Origin of the sequence: Streptomyces sp. NBC_01551 (genome assembly GCF_026339935.1) — a bacterium.
Taxonomy (GTDB): Bacteria; Actinomycetota; Actinomycetes; order Streptomycetales; family Streptomycetaceae; genus Streptomyces.
The window spans coordinates 2,350,068-2,367,674 of sequence record NZ_JAPEPX010000001.1 but is presented as its reverse complement, the minus strand read 5'-3'; the positions used below and the strand labels follow the sequence as shown (position 1 = coordinate 2,367,674).

Annotated in this window: 13 protein-coding genes; 8 read left to right on the top strand and 5 right to left on the bottom strand. The window is 71.2% G+C overall.

Going from position 1 to position 17,607, the window contains the following annotated elements:
- Positions 1-8: 8 nt before the first annotated feature.
- The 3 genes from OG982_RS10615 to OG982_RS10605 all read left to right on the top strand — a co-directional run bounded on the left by OG982_RS10615 (position 9) and on the right by OG982_RS10605 (position 2,774).
- Complete coding sequence (locus OG982_RS10615) at positions 9-776, top strand: ComF family protein (protein ID WP_266948400.1); 768 nt, start codon at positions 9-11, stop codon at positions 774-776.
- A gap of 323 nt (positions 777-1,099) precedes the next feature.
- Entirely contained in the window at positions 1,100-1,828 is a 729-nt protein-coding gene (gene raiA / locus OG982_RS10610) for a ribosome-associated translation inhibitor RaiA (RefSeq protein WP_266787855.1), read from the top strand.
- A gap of 214 nt (positions 1,829-2,042) precedes the next feature.
- Positions 2,043-2,774, top strand: coding sequence for a response regulator transcription factor (locus OG982_RS10605; protein WP_266787856.1), 732 nt, complete (start codon positions 2,043-2,045; stop codon positions 2,772-2,774).
- Between the two features lie 41 nt (positions 2,775-2,815).
- Here the strand turns inward: OG982_RS10605 and OG982_RS10600 are convergent, their stop codons facing one another.
- Complete coding sequence (locus OG982_RS10600) at positions 2,816-4,003, bottom strand: winged helix-turn-helix domain-containing protein (RefSeq protein ID WP_266948398.1); 1,188 nt, start codon at positions 4,001-4,003, stop codon at positions 2,816-2,818.
- A 9-nt stretch (positions 4,004-4,012) separates the two neighbouring features.
- Positions 4,013-4,606 (bottom strand): GNAT family N-acetyltransferase, encoded by a 594-nt coding sequence (locus OG982_RS10595; RefSeq protein ID WP_266948396.1) that lies wholly within the window; start codon positions 4,604-4,606, stop codon positions 4,013-4,015.
- Positions 4,607-4,833: 227 nt separating this feature from the next.
- On the opposite strand from OG982_RS10595, the gene secA reads away from it, so the two are divergent.
- Positions 4,834-7,626, top strand: coding sequence for a preprotein translocase subunit SecA (gene secA / locus OG982_RS10590; protein WP_266787859.1), 2,793 nt, complete (start codon positions 4,834-4,836; stop codon positions 7,624-7,626).
- Between the two features lie 368 nt (positions 7,627-7,994).
- Here the strand turns inward: secA and OG982_RS10585 are convergent, their stop codons facing one another.
- A complete protein-coding gene (locus tag OG982_RS10585) occupies positions 7,995-8,375 on the bottom strand; it encodes an Rv3235 family protein (RefSeq protein WP_266787860.1) in 381 nt (126 codons plus the stop codon).
- A 390-nt stretch (positions 8,376-8,765) separates the two neighbouring features.
- Between OG982_RS10585 and OG982_RS10580 the strand changes: the two genes are divergently transcribed.
- The 4 genes from OG982_RS10580 to OG982_RS10565 all read left to right on the top strand — a co-directional run bounded on the left by OG982_RS10580 (position 8,766) and on the right by OG982_RS10565 (position 15,745).
- The gene (locus tag OG982_RS10580; protein ID WP_266787861.1) at positions 8,766-9,266 is read left to right on the top strand and encodes a hypothetical protein; all 501 of its coding nucleotides are present in this window, start codon (positions 8,766-8,768) and stop codon (positions 9,264-9,266) included.
- Positions 9,263-9,964, top strand: a complete 702-nt coding sequence (locus tag OG982_RS10575) for an HAD family hydrolase (RefSeq protein WP_266787862.1) — start codon at positions 9,263-9,265, stop codon at positions 9,962-9,964. Before OG982_RS10580 ends, OG982_RS10575 begins: the two co-directional genes overlap by 4 nt.
- A gap of 356 nt (positions 9,965-10,320) precedes the next feature.
- Complete coding sequence (locus OG982_RS10570) at positions 10,321-15,288, top strand: NAD-glutamate dehydrogenase (RefSeq protein WP_266787863.1); 4,968 nt, start codon at positions 10,321-10,323, stop codon at positions 15,286-15,288.
- Between the two features lie 187 nt (positions 15,289-15,475).
- The gene (locus OG982_RS10565; RefSeq protein WP_266787864.1) at positions 15,476-15,745 is read left to right on the top strand and encodes a hypothetical protein; all 270 of its coding nucleotides are present in this window, start codon (positions 15,476-15,478) and stop codon (positions 15,743-15,745) included.
- A gap of 31 nt (positions 15,746-15,776) precedes the next feature.
- Here the strand turns inward: OG982_RS10565 and OG982_RS10560 are convergent, their stop codons facing one another.
- Together OG982_RS10560 and OG982_RS10555 are read right to left on the bottom strand one after the other, a co-directional pair.
- Positions 15,777-16,535, bottom strand: coding sequence for an ABC transporter ATP-binding protein (locus OG982_RS10560; RefSeq protein WP_266787865.1), 759 nt, complete (start codon positions 16,533-16,535; stop codon positions 15,777-15,779).
- Positions 16,528-17,442 carry an ABC transporter permease gene (locus tag OG982_RS10555; RefSeq protein WP_266948394.1) on the bottom strand — a complete coding sequence of 305 codons (915 nt, stop codon included), beginning with the start codon at positions 17,440-17,442 and terminating at the stop codon, positions 16,528-16,530. The genes OG982_RS10560 and OG982_RS10555 overlap by 8 nt, the downstream gene beginning before the upstream one ends.
- Positions 17,443-17,607 lie beyond the last annotated feature (165 nt).

Genomic DNA, 17,607 nt, shown 5'->3' with positions numbered 1-17,607 from the left:
GTGCTCGTATGCGGGGATGGTGGCGGGAGCTCGCCGGGCTGGTCCTGCCGGTCGACTGCGCCGGCTGCGGGGCCGCCCGCGCGGCGCTGTGCGGCGGGTGTCGGGCGGCGCTCAGCGGGGCCGGGGCGGGGTGTGTGCGGCCCTGTGCGGCTCCGGCGGGGCTGCCCGCGGTGTATGCGGCCGCCGCGTACGGAGGGGCGGTACGAGGGGTCGTACTGGCCCACAAGGAGCGTGGGGCGCTGCCCCTGGCCGGGGTGCTCGGCACCGCCCTCGCGGGAGCCGTCCGGGCGGCCGCGCCGGGGTGCGCGGGGGAGTTGGCGCTGATTCCGGTTCCGTCGGCGCGGCGGCGGACGCGGGCGCGCGGGCACGATCCGGCGCGCAGGATCGCCCTGGCCGCCTCGGCGCGGCTGCGGCGGGCCGGTGTTCCGGCGCGGGTGGCGCCCGTACTGCGGCTGCGGCGGCAGGTCGCGGACCAGTCGGGGCTGGGGGCGCGGGAGCGCAAGACGAACCTCGCGGGCGCCCTGGAGGTGCCCCGTGACGGGGTGAAACTGCTGCTCAGCGGGGCTGCGGCGGCGCAGGGCGACGGGCTGGCCCGGCCGCGGATCTTGCTCGTGGACGACATCGTCACCACCGGCGCCACGCTCGCCGAGGCGGCGCGGGCGGTGCGCGCGGCGGGGCTCGGTCCGGTGGCCGCGGCGGCCGTGGTCGCGGCCCCCGCGGACTCGTTCGGGCGGGGAGATCTCGTGCGCAACCCGGACAGACCAAAAAACCTGTGAATAGATTTGGAACTGGAGGGGAAGGCGCATCGTTGCAGGTAGTACGAGGGAATGGCCACCTGATCGGAGGTACGTTCCGGTAGCGGGTGCCGACAACCGGCATAGAGAGATATGTTCGGTTGTGAGGAACTGGCGAGCCTTGGGCCCCACGCATCGGATCGCACGTTTCGAAACGCTTCGGATCTTCGTGTCAGAGGCTGTCTCTCGACTCCGAAGTCGGTGGGGTGTAGATCTTGCCGATGGGGGAGGAGGAGGTGAAAGTCGCCAAGTCCGAGGCTCCGGTGCTCACCGGAGTCTGGTGCGAAAGGGAGACGCTTCGCCCCATGAGGCGGAGCTATCCGGGAACGGAGTTCTGCGTGGACATCGTCGTCAAGGGCCGCAAGACCGAAGTGCCCGAGCGGTTCCGCAAGCACGTGGCAGAGAAGCTGAATCCCGAGCGGATCCAGAAGCTCGACGCCAAGGTGATCAGCTTGGACGTCGAGGTGTCCAAGGAGCACAACCCGCGCCAGGCCGACCGTTCCGACCGCGTGGAGATCACCCTGCACTCGCGGGGCCCCGTCATCCGGGCAGAAGCCTCGGCCGCAGACGCGTACGCGGCGCTGGACCTGGCTCAGGACAAGCTGGAGGCCCGGCTGCGCAAGCAGCACGACAAGCGGTACACCCGCCGTGGCAGCGGCCGGCTCTCGGCGGCCGAGGTCGCCGACGTGGTGCCGGGCGTGGCCCAGCTGAACGCCAACGGCCAGCCGTTCTCCGAGGAGCAGGCCGACGCGATCCCGACCACTCGGATCGGGTCACTCGAAGTGCAGGGCGAAGGCCCGCTCATCGTCCGCGAGAAGACGCACTCGGCCGCACCCATGTCGCTCGACCAGGCTCTGTACGAGATGGAGCTGGTCGGCCATGACTTCTACCTGTTCGTCGACTCCGACACGAAGATGCCGAGCGTCGTCTACCGGCGCCACGGCTATGACTACGGCGTGATCCACCTCAACTCCGACCAGGCCTCCACGTCCGCCGAATCCGGCGCGGGAGCCGGCGGGGCGCTCGGCGGCTGATCCTTTGTTCGCTGCCCCTGCGGGACGCCCGTCGCGACCCGCAGGGGCACTCCTGTGAGCGGGCCCGGAGGGCGCGCGGACGACTCGTATGCGCCAGTGTGGCTCGCGGAAGCCCCCGGGGGACGGCGCGGGCATGGAATCATGGCGGGCAGTCAACCGGCGGCCGACCCCGCCGGGTTGGTGCGGCGGCTCGGCACATGCAGGGGGAGGAACGATGGCGGACAGCTTCGGACCGGCACGCGGCGACGACGGTGCGGACTGTGGGGCTCCCCGGAGCTCTGCCGGCGAGCCGATCCGAGTCCTCGTGGTGGACGACCACGCGCTGTTCCGGCGCGGGCTGGAGATCGTGCTCGCGCAGGAGGAGGACATCCAGGTCGTCGGTGAGGCCGGGGACGGCGCGGAGGCCGTGGACAAGGCAGCGGACCTGCTGCCGGACATCGTGCTGATGGACGTGCGGATGCCGAGGCGCGGTGGGATCGAGGCGTGTACGTCGATCAAGGAAGTGGCGCCCTCGGCCAAGATCATCATGCTGACGATCAGCGACGAGGAGGCGGACCTCTACGACGCGATCAAGGCGGGCGCGACGGGATATCTGCTGAAGGAGATCTCGACCGACGAGGTGGCCACCGCGATTCGCGCCGTGGCCGACGGGCAGTCGCAGATCAGCCCCTCGATGGCGTCGAAGCTGCTGACCGAGTTCAAGTCGATGATCCAGCGCACCGACGAGCGGCGGCTGGTGCCGGCGCCGCGGCTCACGGACCGGGAGCTCGAAGTCCTGAAGCTGGTCGCCACCGGGATGAACAACCGGGACATCGCCAAGGAGTTGTTCATTTCCGAGAACACCGTGAAGAACCACGTGCGCAACATCCTGGAGAAGCTCCAGCTGCACTCCAGGATGGAAGCCGTGGTCTACGCGATGCGCGAGAAGATCCTGGAAATCCGCTGACCCGCTGACGTCCTGATCCGCGGAGCCGTTCGCGGGGCCCGTCAGAGCGTGGCGAGTTCCGACGCGACGGACTCCGCTTCGGCCGGGGACGTGGCGCGCTCGATGCGGACCGTGTCGCAGCCGACCCAGCTCGCCGCCTCGCGCAGGGCCTGCGCCATCGGGCGGGCGGCCTTCGGCGTGGTCAGCGAGAGCTGGCGGGCCACCAGGGTGGTGCCCTCGCGGGCCGGGTCGACGCGGCCCTGCAGGCGGCCGCCCGCCAGCAAGGGCATGGCGAAGTAGCCGTGTATCCGCTTGGGCTTGGGGACGTACGCCTCCAGGCGGTGCGTGAAGCCGAAGATCCGCTCGGTGCGCGGCCGGTCCCACACCAGGGAGTCGAACGGCGACAGCAGCGTCGTGCGGTGGCGGCCCCGGGGGGCCTGCGCGAGGGCCTCCGGGGCGGCCCAGGCCGGCTTGGACCAGCCCTCGACCTCGACCGGGACCAGGCCCGACTCCTCGATCACCGCGTCGAACTGCTCGCCCTTGAGGCGGTGGTAGTCCGCGATGTCGGCGCGGGTGCCGACCCCGAGCGACTGTCCGGCCAGGGCGACCAGGCGGCGCAGGCACTCGTGGTCGTCGAGGTCGTCGTGGAGCAGCGCGTCGGGGACGGCGCGCTCGGGCAGGTCGTACACCCGCTTCCAGCCGCGGCGTTCGCTGCAGACCACCTCGCCGGTGTCGAGCAGCCACTCCACCGCGATCTTCGTCTCGGACCACTCGAACCACTCGCCGCCGTTCTTGGCGCCGCCCAGCTCGGTCGAGGTCAGCGGGCCGTCGGCCCTGAGGCGGTCCAGGACGGCCTTCGTCGAGCGCTCCTTGTCCTGCAGGACGTGCCAGCGGTGGCCGCGGGCCCGGTTGGCCCGGCGGCGGAACGCGAAGTGCGGCCACTCCTCGATGGGCAGGATGCAGGCCGCGTGCGACCAGTACTCGAAGGCGTGCCGGTCCGACCAGTACGCCGACTCCACGGCCGGCCGGCCGACCGCGCCCAGGCGCGCGTACGGGATCAGCTCGTGCGACCGGGCCAGGACCGAGATCGTGTCGAGCTGTACGGCGCCCAGGTGCCGCAGCACCCCGCGCACCCCGCCGCGCCGGTCGGGCGCACCGAGGAAGCCCTGCGCGCGCAGGGCGATCCGGCGGGCCTCATCGGCGGACAGGGACACGGCAGGGGTCGGCTGCGGCGGTGCGGCGGTGGTCATGGCGGCACCCTAGACGGCGCCACTGACAGCGGGCAGGTACGGCGTCGCGGACGGCAGGCCGAGGTCCGAGGGGAGCAGGGCGCCCACCCGGCAGTCGCGCAGGGTGCCCTTGACCTCCAGGGCGGCGCGCAGCGTGCCCTCCATGCGGAACCCGGCCTTCTCGGCGACGGCGCGGGAGCCGTCGTTGCCGACCTCGGCGCGCCACTCCAGCCGTCCGGCGCCCAGCTCGGTGAAGGCCCAGCGGGCGACGGCCGCGGCGGCCTCGGTCATGTAGCCCCGGCCGCGGTGTTCCTTCACCGCCCAGTAGCCGATCTCGTACGACTCGGCGCCGCGCACGTGGACGCCGACGGCGGCGACCAGCGGGCCGTCCGGCGCGAGGCGCACGGCGAAGCTGTACCCGCTGCGCTCCCGCCAGCCGGCCGGGACGATCTCGCCGACGAAGGTCCGGGCGTGCTCCCGCTCGTACGGGGAGGGGACCATGGTCCAGCGCTGGATGTCGGGATCCTGGCAGGCGGCGTACACCGCGTCCTCGTCGGCGGGGCCGAAGGGCCGCAGCAGCAGTCGCGCGGTGCTCAGCGTGGTGGTCAGGGTGGTGGGCTCCATGAACGGATTCTGCGGTCCGCCGCAGGGACACGGCGAACAGTTTTCGGTGACACCGGCACCTTCCGGGCATCCCGTACGTTCTCATTCCGGGCACCCGTGCCCTGCGGATAGTGCGGACCTCCCGACGCGACCGCGTCCTCGCTTACGATGGCCGTTGCGGTGGGGCCCACCCTCCGTGCCCGTGTACGAACCAGTGCCAGGCCCGACCGGCAAGGAGACAAACCTCGGTGTCCGTCTTCAACAAGCTCATGCGTGCAGGCGAAGGCAAGATCCTGCGCAAACTGCACCGCATCGCGGACCAGGTCAACTCCATCGAAGAGGACTTCGTCAACCTCTCCGACGCCGAGTTGCGTGCGCTCACTGACGAGTACAAGCAGCGCTACCAGGACGGCGAGAGCCTGGACGACCTGCTGCCCGAGGCCTTCGCGACCGTTCGCGAGGCCGCGAAGCGCGTCCTCGGCCAGCGCCACTACGACGTCCAGATCATGGGCGGCGCCGCGCTGCACCTCGGCTACGTCGCCGAGATGAAGACCGGTGAGGGCAAGACCCTCGTCGGCACGCTCCCCGCGTACCTGAACGCGCTGTCCGGCAAGGGCGTCCACCTGATCACGGTGAACGACTACCTCGCCGAGCGCGACTCCGAGCTGATGGGCCGGGTGCACAAGTTCCTCGGCCTGGAGGTCGGCTGCATCCTGGCGAACATGTCGCCGGCGCAGCGCCGCGAGCAGTACAACTCGGACATCACGTACGGCACGAACAACGAGTTCGGCTTCGACTACCTGCGCGACAACATGGCGTGGTCGCAGGACGAGCTGGTCCAGCGCGGCCACAACTTCGCCGTGGTCGACGAGGTCGACTCGATCCTCGTCGACGAGGCCCGTACGCCGCTGATCATCTCCGGCCCGGCCGACCAGGCCACGAAGTGGTACGCCGACTTCGCGAAGCTGGTCACCCGCCTCACCAAGGGCGAGCCCGGCCAGCCCCTCAAGGGCATCGAGGAGACCGGCGACTACGAGGTCGACGAGAAGAAGCGCACCGTCGCCATCCACGAGGCCGGTGTCGCGAAGGTCGAGGACTGGCTCGGCATCGAGAACCTCTACGAGTCGGTGAACACCCCGCTCGTCGGCTACCTGAACAACGCCATCAAGGCGAAGGAACTGTTCAAGGCCGACAAGGACTACGTCGTCATCGACGGCGAGGTCATGATCGTCGACGAGCACACCGGCCGTATCCTCGCCGGTCGCCGCTACAACGAGGGCATGCACCAGGCGATCGAGGCGAAGGAAGGGGTGGACATCAAGGACGAGAACCAGACCCTCGCCACGATCACCCTGCAGAACTTCTTCCGCCTCTACAGCAAGCTGTCCGGAATGACCGGTACGGCCATGACCGAGGCCGCCGAGTTCCACCAGATCTACAAGCTCGGTGTCGTCCCGATCCCGACCAACCGCGACATGGTCCGCAAGGACCAGGCGGACCTGATCTACCGCACCGAGGTCGCGAAGTTCGCCGCCGTCGTCGACGACATCGCGGAGAAGCACGAGAAGGGCCAGCCGATCCTCGTCGGCACGACGTCGGTCGAGAAGTCCGAGTACCTCTCGCAGCAGCTCTCCAAGCGCGGCATCCCGCACGAGGTGCTGAACGCGAAGCAGCACGAGCGCGAGGCCTCGATCGTCGCCCAGGCCGGCCGCCGCGGCGCCGTCACCGTCGCCACGAACATGGCCGGCCGCGGTACCGACATCAAGCTCGGCGGCAACCCGGACGACCTCGCCGAGGCCGAGCTGCGCCAGCGCGGCCTGGACCCCGAGGAGCACATCGAGGAATGGGCGCACGCCCTGCCCGAGGCGCTCCAGCGGGCCGAGGCGGCCGTGAAGGCGGAGTTCGAGGAGGTCAAGGAGCTCGGCGGGCTGTACGTGCTGGGCACCGAGCGCCACGAGTCGCGCCGTATCGACAACCAGCTGCGCGGCCGCTCCGGCCGTCAGGGCGACCCGGGCGAGTCCCGCTTCTACCTGTCGCTGGGCGATGACCTGATGCGTCTGTTCAAGGCGCAGATGGTCGAGCGGGTCATGTCGATGGCCAACGTGCCGGACGACGTCCCGATCGAGAACAAGATGGTGACGCGCGCGATCGCGTCGGCGCAGTCGCAGGTCGAGACCCAGAACTTCGAGACGCGCAAGAACGTCCTGAAGTACGACGAGGTCCTCAGCCGCCAGCGCGAGGTCATCTACAGCGAGCGCCGCCGGGTGCTGGAGGGCGAGGACCTCCAGGAGCAGGTGCGCCACATGATGGACGACACCATCGACGCGTACATCGCGGCCGAGACGGTCGAGGGCTTCGCCGAGGAGTGGGACCTCGACCGCCTGTGGGGCGCCTTCAAGCAGCTCTACCCGGTGAAGGTCACCGTGGAGGAGCTGGAGGAGGCCGCCGGCGACCGGGCCGGGATCACGGCCGAGTTCATCGCGGAGTCCATCAAGGACGACATCCACGAGCAGTACGCGGCGCGCGAGAAGACGCTCGGCTCCGAGATCATGCGTGAGCTGGAGCGGCGCGTGGTGCTGTCGGTGCTCGACCGCAAGTGGCGTGAGCACCTGTACGAGATGGACTACCTGCAGGAGGGCATCGGCCTGCGGGCGATGGCCCAGAAGGACCCGCTGGTCGAGTACCAGCGCGAGGGCTTCGACATGTTCAACGCCATGCAGGACGGCATCAAGGAGGAGTCCGTCGGCTACCTGTTCAACCTGGAGGTCCAGGTCGAGCAGCAGGTCGAGGAGCTTCCGGTGCAGGACGCGGCGCCGTCGCTGACGAAGGAGCCGGCCGGGGCGGCGCGTCCCGAGATCCGTGCGAAGGGGCTGGACGCGCCGCAGCGTCCGGACCGGCTGCACTTCTCCGCGCCGACGGTGGACGGGGAGGGCGGGGTCGTCGAGGGCGACTTCGAGAGCGACGGTGGCGGTGACGGGATGACGCGGGCGGAGCGGCGCAAGGCGCAGAAGGCGTCTGGCGGGCGTCGCCGCAAGAAGTAGCGCCCGGGGCCGGCGCCGCCGCCGCTGAGGCGCCGCCTGGGGCATCCCGACCGGGGTCGGACACCGAACGTGGTGTCCGACCCCGGTCGCGTTGTACGGACTGGACCTGTACGGCCTGGACGCGGCCCCGGACCCGCTGCCGTTGGCGCCGCCGCCTGGAGCGGGCCGGTCGGCGGGTGCGGCCGCGTTGCCGGGGCGCTGCCCCGGACCCCGCGCCTCAAACGCCGGCGGGGCTGGAGTGGCCGGCGGGGCCGGAGCGGGCCGGTGGGCGGGTGCGGCCGCGTTGCCGGGGCGCTGCCCCGGACCCCGCGCCTCAAACGCCGGCGGGGCTGGAGTGGCCGGCGGGGCCGGAGTCGTGAGTGGTGGGGTCATGGGCGGGGGCCCTGGATTTCGATGGCGGCGCAGCGCCAGCGGAGGTCGGGGCCCTGTTCCAGGCGGAAGGCCATCGCCGAGACGCGGTCGCCCGTGGCGATGCGGGCGAAGGCCTCGATGACGCCCGGGCCCGGGTGGAAGCGGCCGCAGTGGCGCAGCACCGGGCGCAGGCGGTCGCGCAGCGGCCCGGTGGGCGCCAGGGTGACGAGCTGTTCGTACGCGGGGCCGACGGTGAGCCCCAGCAGGGAGTGGACCGGGCGCTGCCCGCTGACCACCGCCAGCAGGCGTTCCGCGAACCAGTCGTGCGGGCCGCGCGGGCGGCGCTGGTCGCGGCGGCCGGGAGGGCGGGTGGTGTTCCTGGTCCTGGTCCTGTTCATGGCGGTCGTCCCCGAGGGCCGGGCCCGGCGGCGGTACCGGGCGGTAACTTGGTTGGGGATCTTCTACGGCCCGGCGAACACGCTCCGCAACGGCACCGCCCGGCCCTCCCGGGGCCCGCCCGCACTCACCTATCCGGGTGGCCGGCCCCGGGTGCCGGGCCGCCGTGGCCGTTGCGCGAGGCCTGGGGGTGACGCGATCCCCCGGCCGCGCGGCAGCCCGAAGGGGGACGGCCACGGCCACCGAACGGAGCCGGCCGCGCGCCGCGATGCCTGAAGCGGCCGCCCCCGGCCGCTGCCCGGTGACGGCGGTGCGGTTGGGGTTGGGGGCGTGGGGTTTTGGCGCTTCGGTCGTATCCTGAGGGCGTTTCCGACTACCGAAAGCAGCCGGCCATGCGCGTGTACGTCCCCCTGACCCTCCCCGGGCTCGCCGAGGCGCACAAGGCGGGCGAGCTGGGGCCCGCCCCGCTCCGCGCGTACGCCGTCACGCCCGGGCTGCGGGAGTGGTACGTCTCGGACGACATCGAGGAGCTGGAGTACGCGGCCCTCAGCCGCGCCGCCGCCGCCTCGCTGCGGCTGCTCGCCCAGGACGCCGAGGCGCCGCGCAAGCGGGTCGTGGTCGCCGTCGACATCGACGACAAGGCCGCCACCGCGACCCCCGGCCTCGACGAGGCCACCCTCGGTCAGGTGACCCTCGCGGCCGCCGTACGGCTGAAGGTGGCCGCCGCCGTGCACGTCGACGCCGAGGACGCCCGGGAGGACGTCACGGCCGCCGCAGCGGCTCTTGACGCCGCCGACGGCGGGGATGACGATGCGCGGTTCACCGTGGACGGGGCCGAGGACCACGAGCTGCTCTGGTTCGGAGTGCAGGAGATTCCGGGGTTGTTGAAGTGACCGAGATAGTGACCGGGACGGTCAGCCGTCCCCGCACCGGCGGGCCGCACATCGTCTGGGACTGGAACGGCACGCTGCTCCACGACATCGACGCCGTCATGGCGGCGACGAACGCCTCCTTCGCCGAGCTCGGTTTCGCGCCGATCAGCCTGGAGACGTACCGCGACCTGTACGTCGTACCGGTGCCGAAGTTCTACGAGCGTCTGATGGGCCGGCTCCCCACCGAGGAGGAGTGGCTCGTCATGGACGAGACCTTCCACCGGCACTACTGGGCGGCCGCCGAGGACGCCGGGCTCGCCGACGGCGCCCGGGAGCTGCTCGCGGACTGGTCCCGCGCCGGGGCCACCCAGTCGCTGCTGTCGCTCGCGCCCCATGACAAGCTCGTACCGCTGGTGCGCACGCACGGCATCGACGGGCACTTCGTCCGCGTCGACGGACGGGTGGGCCCCTCGCACACCACCAAGGCGGGGCACCTCGTACGCCATATGGCCGCCATGGAGGGGGCCGGCGTGACGGCCCTGCGTACGGTCCTCATCGGAGACGCCGTGGACGACGCGCTCGCCGCCGCCCACGTGGGTGCGCGGGCCGTGCTCTACACGGGTGGTTCGCACAGCCGGGCCAGTCTGGAATCGGCCGGAGTGCCCGTGGTGGACTCGCTGGCGGAGGCCGTCCGCACTGCTCGCGAACTGGCCGGATAACGACTGGCACGAGCGGGCGCCGCCGTCACTGCGCACATCGTCAAACTTGTGCACCTGCTTTTGTACAGTTCCGGCCCGTGACGGGCAGGGGGTCCGGCGAGATAGCCTGGTACCCGTGATCAGCGCGATAGTCATCGGGGGCATTGACGCCTCCGGCCAGCGCCCGGCGCACGACCGTGCCCGGGCCTTCGCTGATCCCCGCTGCCGGGACCTCTCGCCGATCATGGCCGATTCCCTCCACGGCGGCTCTCACGACGGCATAGCGTCGATTCCGAACGGACACCCCGCCTCGCGGCGCTACGTCATTCCTTCCTTCACCTACGTCACGCAATGGCGCGCGACAGGAGCCAGAGGACATGCAGACCAAGCTGGACGAAGCAAAGGCCGAGCTGCTCGCGCGGGCGGCCCGGGTAGCTGAGAACAGCCCGGCCGGGGGGCTACTTCCGACTGGGTCCGAGCAGGGGGAGCGTCCCGACCGGGACACGGTGCTCGCGTACCTCCAGCGCTACTACCTGCACACCGCCCCCGAGGACCTGCTGGACCGGGACCCGGTCGACGTGTTCGGGGCAGCGCTCTCGCACTACCGGCTCGCCGAGAAGCGGCCGCAGGGCACCGCGAACGTGCGCGTGCACACCCCCACGGTCGAGGAGAACGGCTGGACCTCCAGCCACTCGGTCGTCGAGGTCGTCACCGACGACATGCCCTTCCTGGTCGACTCCGTCACCAACGAGCTCTCCCGGCAGGGCCGCGGCATCCACGTCGTGATCCACCCGCAGGTCGTCGTCCGCCGTGACGTCACCGGCAAGCTGATCGAGATCCTCGGCCCCGACTGCGACGTGCACGGTCCCGAGACCGCGCGCCCCCACGACTCCCTCGTCGAGTCGTGGATCCACGTCGAAATCGACCGCGAGACCGACCGCGCCGACCTCAAGCAGATCACCGCCGACCTGCTGCGCGTCCTGTCCGACGTCCGCGAGTCCGTCGAGGACTGGGAGAAGATGCGCGACGCCGCGCTGCGCATCGCCGACCGGCTTCCGCAGGAGCCGACCGCCCCGGACCTGCGCGAGTACGAGCTCGAAGAGGCCCGTGAGCTGCTGCGCTGGCTCGCCGACGACCACTTCACCTTCCTCGGCTACCGCGAGTACAACCTCGTCGACGGCGACGCCCTGTCCGCCGTGCCCGGCACCGGCCTCGGCATCCTGCGCTCCGACCCGCTGCACAGCGGCAAGGAGGACGGCCACCCCGTCTCGCCGTCCTTCAACCGGCTGCCCGCCGACGCGCGCGCCAAGGCCCGCGAGCACCGCCTGCTGGTGCTGACCAAGGCCAACAGCCGCTCCACCGTGCACCGTCCCTCGTACCTCGACTACGTGGGCGTCAAGAAGTTCGACGCCGACGGCAACGTCGTCGGCGAGCGCCGCTTCCTCGGCCTGTTCTCCTCCGCCGCGTACACCGAGTCGGTGCGCCGCGTCCCGGTGATCCGCCGCAAGGTCGCCGACGTCCTGGAGCGGGCCGGCTTCTCGCCGGCCAGCCACGACGGCCGCGACCTGCTCCAGATCCTGGAGACCTACCCGCGCGACGAGCTGTTCCAGACCCCGGTCGACCAGCTCCAGGCCATCGTCACCTCCGTCCTGTACCTCCAGGAGCGCCGCCGGCTGCGGCTGTACCTGCGCCAGGACGAGTACGGCCGCTACTACTCGGCCCTCGTCTACCTGCCCCGCGACCGGTTCACCACCGGCGTCCGGCTGCGCCTGATGGACATCCTGAAGGAGGAGCTCGACGGCAGCAGCGTCGACTTCACCGCCTGGAACACCGAGTCGATCCTCTCCCGCATCCACTTCGTCGTCCGCGTCGAGCCGGGCACCGAGCTGCCCGCGCTCACCGACGGCGACGTCGAGCGGCTGGAGGGGCGCCTGGTGGAGGCCGCCCGCTCCTGGTCCGACGGGTTCTCCGAGGCCCTCATCGCCGAGACCGGCGAGGAGCACGCCGCCGAGCTGCTGCGCAAGTACGGCGGCTCCTTCTCCGAGGGCTACAAGGCCGACCACTCGTCGCGCTCCGCCGTCGCCGACCTGGTCCGCCTGGAGAAGCTCTCCGCGAGCGACCGCGACTTCGACCTCTCCCTCTACGAGCCGGTCGGCGCGGGCCCCGGCGAGCGCCGCTTCAAGATCTACCGCCAGGGCGAGCAGGTCTCCCTGTCCGCCGTGCTGCCGGTCCTGCAGCGCCTCGGCGTCGAGGTCACCGACGAGCGCCCGTACGAGCTGCGGTGCAGCGACCGTACGAACGCGTGGATCTACGACTTCGGCCTGCGGATCCACACCCCCGCCGGGAACGGCGACAGCTACCTCGGCGACGACGCCCGCGAGCGCTTCCAGAACGCGTTCGCGGCCGTGTGGACCGGGCAGGCCGAGAACGACAACTTCAACACCCTGGTGCTCAGCGCCGGGCTGACCTGGCGGCAGGCCGTCGTCCTGCGCGCGTACGCGAAGTACATGCGCCAGGCCGGCTCCACCTTCAGCCAGGACTACATGGAGGACACCCTCCGCAACAACGTCCACACCACCCGGCTGCTGGTCTCGCTCTTCGAGGCCCGGATGTCGCCCGGCCGCCAGTCCGCCGGCAGCGAGCTCGTCGACGCCATGCTGGAGGAGCTGGACGGGGCCCTGGACCAGGTCGCCTCGCTCGACGAGGACCGCATCCTGCGCTCCTTCCTCACCCTCATCAAGGCGACCCTGCGGACCAACTTCTTCCAGCAGAACGCCGCGGGCGAGCAGCACGCCTACGTGTCGATGAAGTTCGACCCGCAGGCCATCCCGGACCTGCCGGCGCCGCGCCCCGCGTTCGAGATCTGGGTGTACTCGCCGCGCGTCGAGGGCGTGCACCTGCGCTTCGGCAAGGTCGCCCGAGGCGGCCTGCGCTGGTCCGACCGCCGCGAGGACTTCCGTACGGAGATCCTCGGCCTGGTCAAGGCGCAGATGGTCAAGAACACCGTCATCGTGCCGGTCGGCGCCAAGGGCGGCTTCGTCGCCAAGAACCTGCCGGACCCGTCGGTGGACCGCGACGCCTGGCTCGCCGAGGGCATCGCCTCGTACAAGATCTTCATCTCGGCGCTGCTCGACATCACCGACAACATGGTCGGCGGCGAGGTCGTGCCGCCGAAGGGCGTCGTCCGCCACGACGAGGACGACACCTACCTCGTCGTCGCCGCCGACAAGGGCACCGCGACCTTCTCCGACATCGCCAACGGTGTCGCCGAGGCGTACGGCTTCTGGCTCGGCGACGCGTTCGCCTCCGGCGGCTCGGCCGGCTACGACCACAAGGGCATGGGCATCACCGCCCGCGGCGCGTGGGAGTCCGTCAAGCGGCACTTCCGCGAGCTCGGCCACGACACGCAGGCCCAGGACTTCACGGTCGTCGGCGTCGGCGACATGTCCGGTGACGTCTTCGGCAACGGCATGCTGCTCTCCGAGCACATCCGCCTGGTCGCCGCCTTCGACCACCGGCACATCTTCATCGACCCGACGCCGGACGCCGCGACCTCGTACGCCGAGCGCCGCCGCCTGTTCGAGCTGCCGCGCTCCTCGTGGGCCGACTACGACACCGCGCTGCTCTCCGCCGGCGGCGGGATCCACCCGCGTACCGCCAAGGCCATCCCGGTCAACGCGCAGATGCGCGCGGCCCTCGGGATCGAGGCCGGCGTCACCAAGATGACCCCGGCCGAGCTGATGCAGACCATCCTCCAGGCCCCCGTGGACCTGGTCTGGAACGGCGGCATCGGCACGTACGTCAAGGCCACGGCCGAGACGCACGCCGACGTCGGCGACAAGGCCAACGACGCCATCCGCGTCAACGGCGCCGACGTCCGCGCCAAGGTCATCGGCGAGGGCGGCAACCTGGGTCTGACCCAGCTCGGCCGCATCGAGTTCGCCCGCACCGGGGCCGGCGGCGAGGGCGGCAAGGTCAACACCGACGCCATCGACAACAGCGCGGGCGTGGACACCTCCGACCACGAGGTGAACATCAAGATCCTGCTGAACGCGCTGGTCACCGAAGGCGACATGACGGTCAAGCAGCGCAACAAGCTGCTGGCCGAGATGACCGACGAGGTCGGTCACCTGGTCCTGCGCAACAACTACGCGCAGAACACCGCCCTGGCCAACGCGGTGGCCCAGGCGCCCAGCCTGCTGCACGCCCAGCAGCGCTTCATGCGCCGCCTGGAGCGGGCCGGACGACTGGACCGGAACCTGGAGTTCCTGCCCAGCGACCGGCAGATCCGCGAACTGCTCAACAACGGCAAGGGCATGACCCAGCCGGAGCTGGCCGTCCTGTTCGCCTACACCAAGATCACGGTGGCGGACGAGCTCATCGCCACCGACCTGCCGGACGACCCGTACCTGCGCCGCCTGCTGCACGCGTACTTCCCCGGCGCCCTGAACGAGAAGTTCCAGGACCAGATCGACGCGCACGCGCTGCGCCGCGAGATCATCACCACGCTGCTGGTCAACGACACCGTCAACACCGGCGGTTCGACCTTCCTGCACCGCCTGCGCGAGGAGACCGGGGCCTCCACGGAGGAGATCGTCCGCGCGCAGCTCGCGGCCCGCGAGATCTTCGGACTGGCCGAGGTGTGGGACGCGGTCGAGGCGCTCGACAACAAGGTCGCGGCCGACGTCCAGACCCGGGTGCGGCTGCACTCGCGGCGCCTGGTCGAGCGCGGCACCCGCTGGCTGCTCAACAACCGGCCGCAGCCGCTGGAGATCACCGAGACGATCGAGCTCTTCAGCGACCGGGTGAGCCAGGTCTGGGACGAACTGCCCAAGCTGGTGCGCGGCGCCGACCTGGAGTGGTACCAGTCGATCCTCGACGAACTGACCGGCGAGGGCGTGCCGGAGGAGCTGGCGGCCAAGGTCGCCGGGTTCTCCTCGGCCTTCCCGACGCTCGACATCGTGGCGATCTCGGACCGCACCGGCGTCGACGCGCTGGCTGTCGCGGAGGTCTACTACGACCTCGCCGACCGCCTGGACATCACCCAGCTGATGGACCGGATCATCGAGCTGCCGCGGTCCGACCGCTGGCAGTCCATGGCCCGCGCCTCCATCCGCGAGGACCTGTTCGCGGCGCACGCGGCGCTGACCGCCGACGTGCTGGCGGTGGGCAACGGGGAGTCGACTCCCGAGGAGCGCTTCAAGGCGTGGGAGGAGAAGAACGCGGCGATCATCGGCCGGGCCCGGACGACCCTGGACGAGATCCAGGGGTCGGACGACTTCGACCTGGCGAACCTGTCCGTGGCGATGCGGACGATGCGCTCGCTCCTGCGGGCGCACAGCTAGTCGCCCCGTAGGCCACCGGAAGGGGCGCCCGGGATCGTTCTCCGATCCCGGGCGCCCCTTCGGCGTGAGCGCCAGCGGGTGCGTGCGGCAGGGCGCTGCTCTAGCGTCGAACGAGGGAGGGGAAGCCCACGCGGATCCGGTACATCCAGGTCCCGGCCGCGGCGAACCCGGAGAGCAGGTGCGTCCCATGCGCACGTCGACCCGTATCGCAGGAGCCCTCACCGGCCTGACCCTCGCCCTCGGTGGCGTGGCCTTCACGGCCCCCGCCGCCCACGCGGACGTCTCGGCCTGCATCAACGCCGTCGAGCGGGAGCTCCAGGGCGGCGAGGCCCCCGCCTACGTCCGGATGGCGTGTTCCACCGGCTCGGGCGGCGACCACGCGCGGTGCGTGAGCGGCCTGACCTCGGGCGGTGTGACCAACGGGACCGCGGTGACCGCCTGCAAGGTGGCGCCCTGACCGGCTGACCCCGGCCGGCGCCCGCGCGGCTCTACGCGCGGCGGGTGAAGGCCTCGTACGCGTCGCAGACCTCGGCCGAGGGGCCGTCCATCCGCAGCACCCCCGCCTCCAGCCAGATCGCCCGGTCGCAGGTCGCGCGGACCGTGCCGATGCCGTGGCTGACGAGGAAGACGGTGCCGGCGTGCTCGCGGAGTTCCTCGATGCGCTTCCGGCTGCGCCGCTGGAAGGCGGCGTCGCCGGTGGCGAGGGCCTCGTCGATCATCAGGACGTCGTGGTCCTTGGCGGCGGCGATCGAGAAGCGCAGCCGGGCGCCCATGCCCGAGGAGTACGTCCGCATGGGCAGCGAGATGAAGTCGCCCTTCTCGTTGATGCCGGAGAAGTCGACGATGCCCTGGTAGCGCTCGCGGATCTGATGGCGGGTCATGCCCATCGCGAGGCCGCCCAGGACGACGTTGCGCTCGCCGGACAGGTCGTTCATCAGCGCGGCGTTCACCCCGAGCAGTGAGGGCCGGCCCTGCGAGTAGACCCGGCCGCCGGCCACCGGCTGAAGGCCGGCGATGGCCTTGAGCAGGGTGGACTTGCCGGAGCCGTTCGTCCCGACGAGGCCGATGGCCTCGCCCTTGTACGCGGTGAAGCTGACGCCCTTGACGGCGTGGACCTCGCGCACGCCCGGGGCGGGGCGGCGGGAGAAGATCCGGCTGAGGGCGGCGGTGGCGCCGCCCTTGCGGCCGCCGGCGTGGACCTTGTAGACGACGTGGACGTCGTCGGCGATGACGGTGGGTTCAGCCACGGCCGTACTCCTCCTCGGCCTTCCAGAAATAGACGAACCCGCCGATGCCCGCGAGCAGCGCCCAGCCGACGGCGAGCGGCCACACGTGGTGCGGGAGCGAGTGGGCGGTGAAGGTGTCGATCAGCGAGAACCGCATCAGGTCGATGTAGACGGCGGCCGGGTTGGCCTTGAGCGCGAGTGTCACCCAGTGCGGCAGGTCGTCCCGCCCCAGCACCTTGTCGATGGACCACATGACGCCCGAGGAGTACATCCAGGTGCGCAGGACGAACGGCATCAGCTGGCTGACGTCCGGGTGCTTGCTGCCGATCCGGGCCATGACCAGGGCGCAGCCCGCGCAGAAGACGGCCGTCAGGAAGAGGGTCGGCAGTGTCAGCAGCCAGGCGGGGCCCGGGGTCTGGCCGAGGGCGAGCAGCAGGGCGACCAGGGTGCCCATGGTGACGAGCAGCTGCTGGAAGAGCTGGACGACGGTGGAGACCGGCAGGCTGGCGCGGGGGAAGTGCAGGGCGCGGACCAGGCCGAGGTTGCCGTGGATGGCGCGGGTGCCGGCGTTGACGGAGCTGCCGATGAAGTCCCAGACGAAGACGCCGGTGATCAGGAACGGGACGTAGTCGGGGACGTCGTGGCTGGCGTTCATGACGACGCCGAAGATGAAGTAGTAGACGGCGGCGTTCAGCAGCGGCGTCACCAGGTGCCACAGCTGGCCGAGCCGGGCCGTGCTGTACGTGGCGTGCATGCGGGCGGTGGCGTACGCGGCCACGAAGTGGCGGCGGCCCCAGAGCTCGGCGAGGTAGCGGGGGAGGGACGGGCGGGCGCCGCTGACGGTCAGGCCGTGGGTGGCCGCCAGGGCCGCGAGGTCCGCCGAGTTCGCGGGCCGGGTGGGCGCGGTGGTCACGGGTGCCGTGGTCACCGGCACGGGGGTCACGGGCGCAGGGGTCACGGGCACGGGGCGTCGCCCCTTTCTTGCGATGGAACGGGTCCGTATCGTCGCTACGGCGAGATTAGGGGCCGACGCGTCGGAACGCAACCGTATCGTCGTGACGGGTGGGTGGCGGCGTGCGCCGCTATGCTCGGT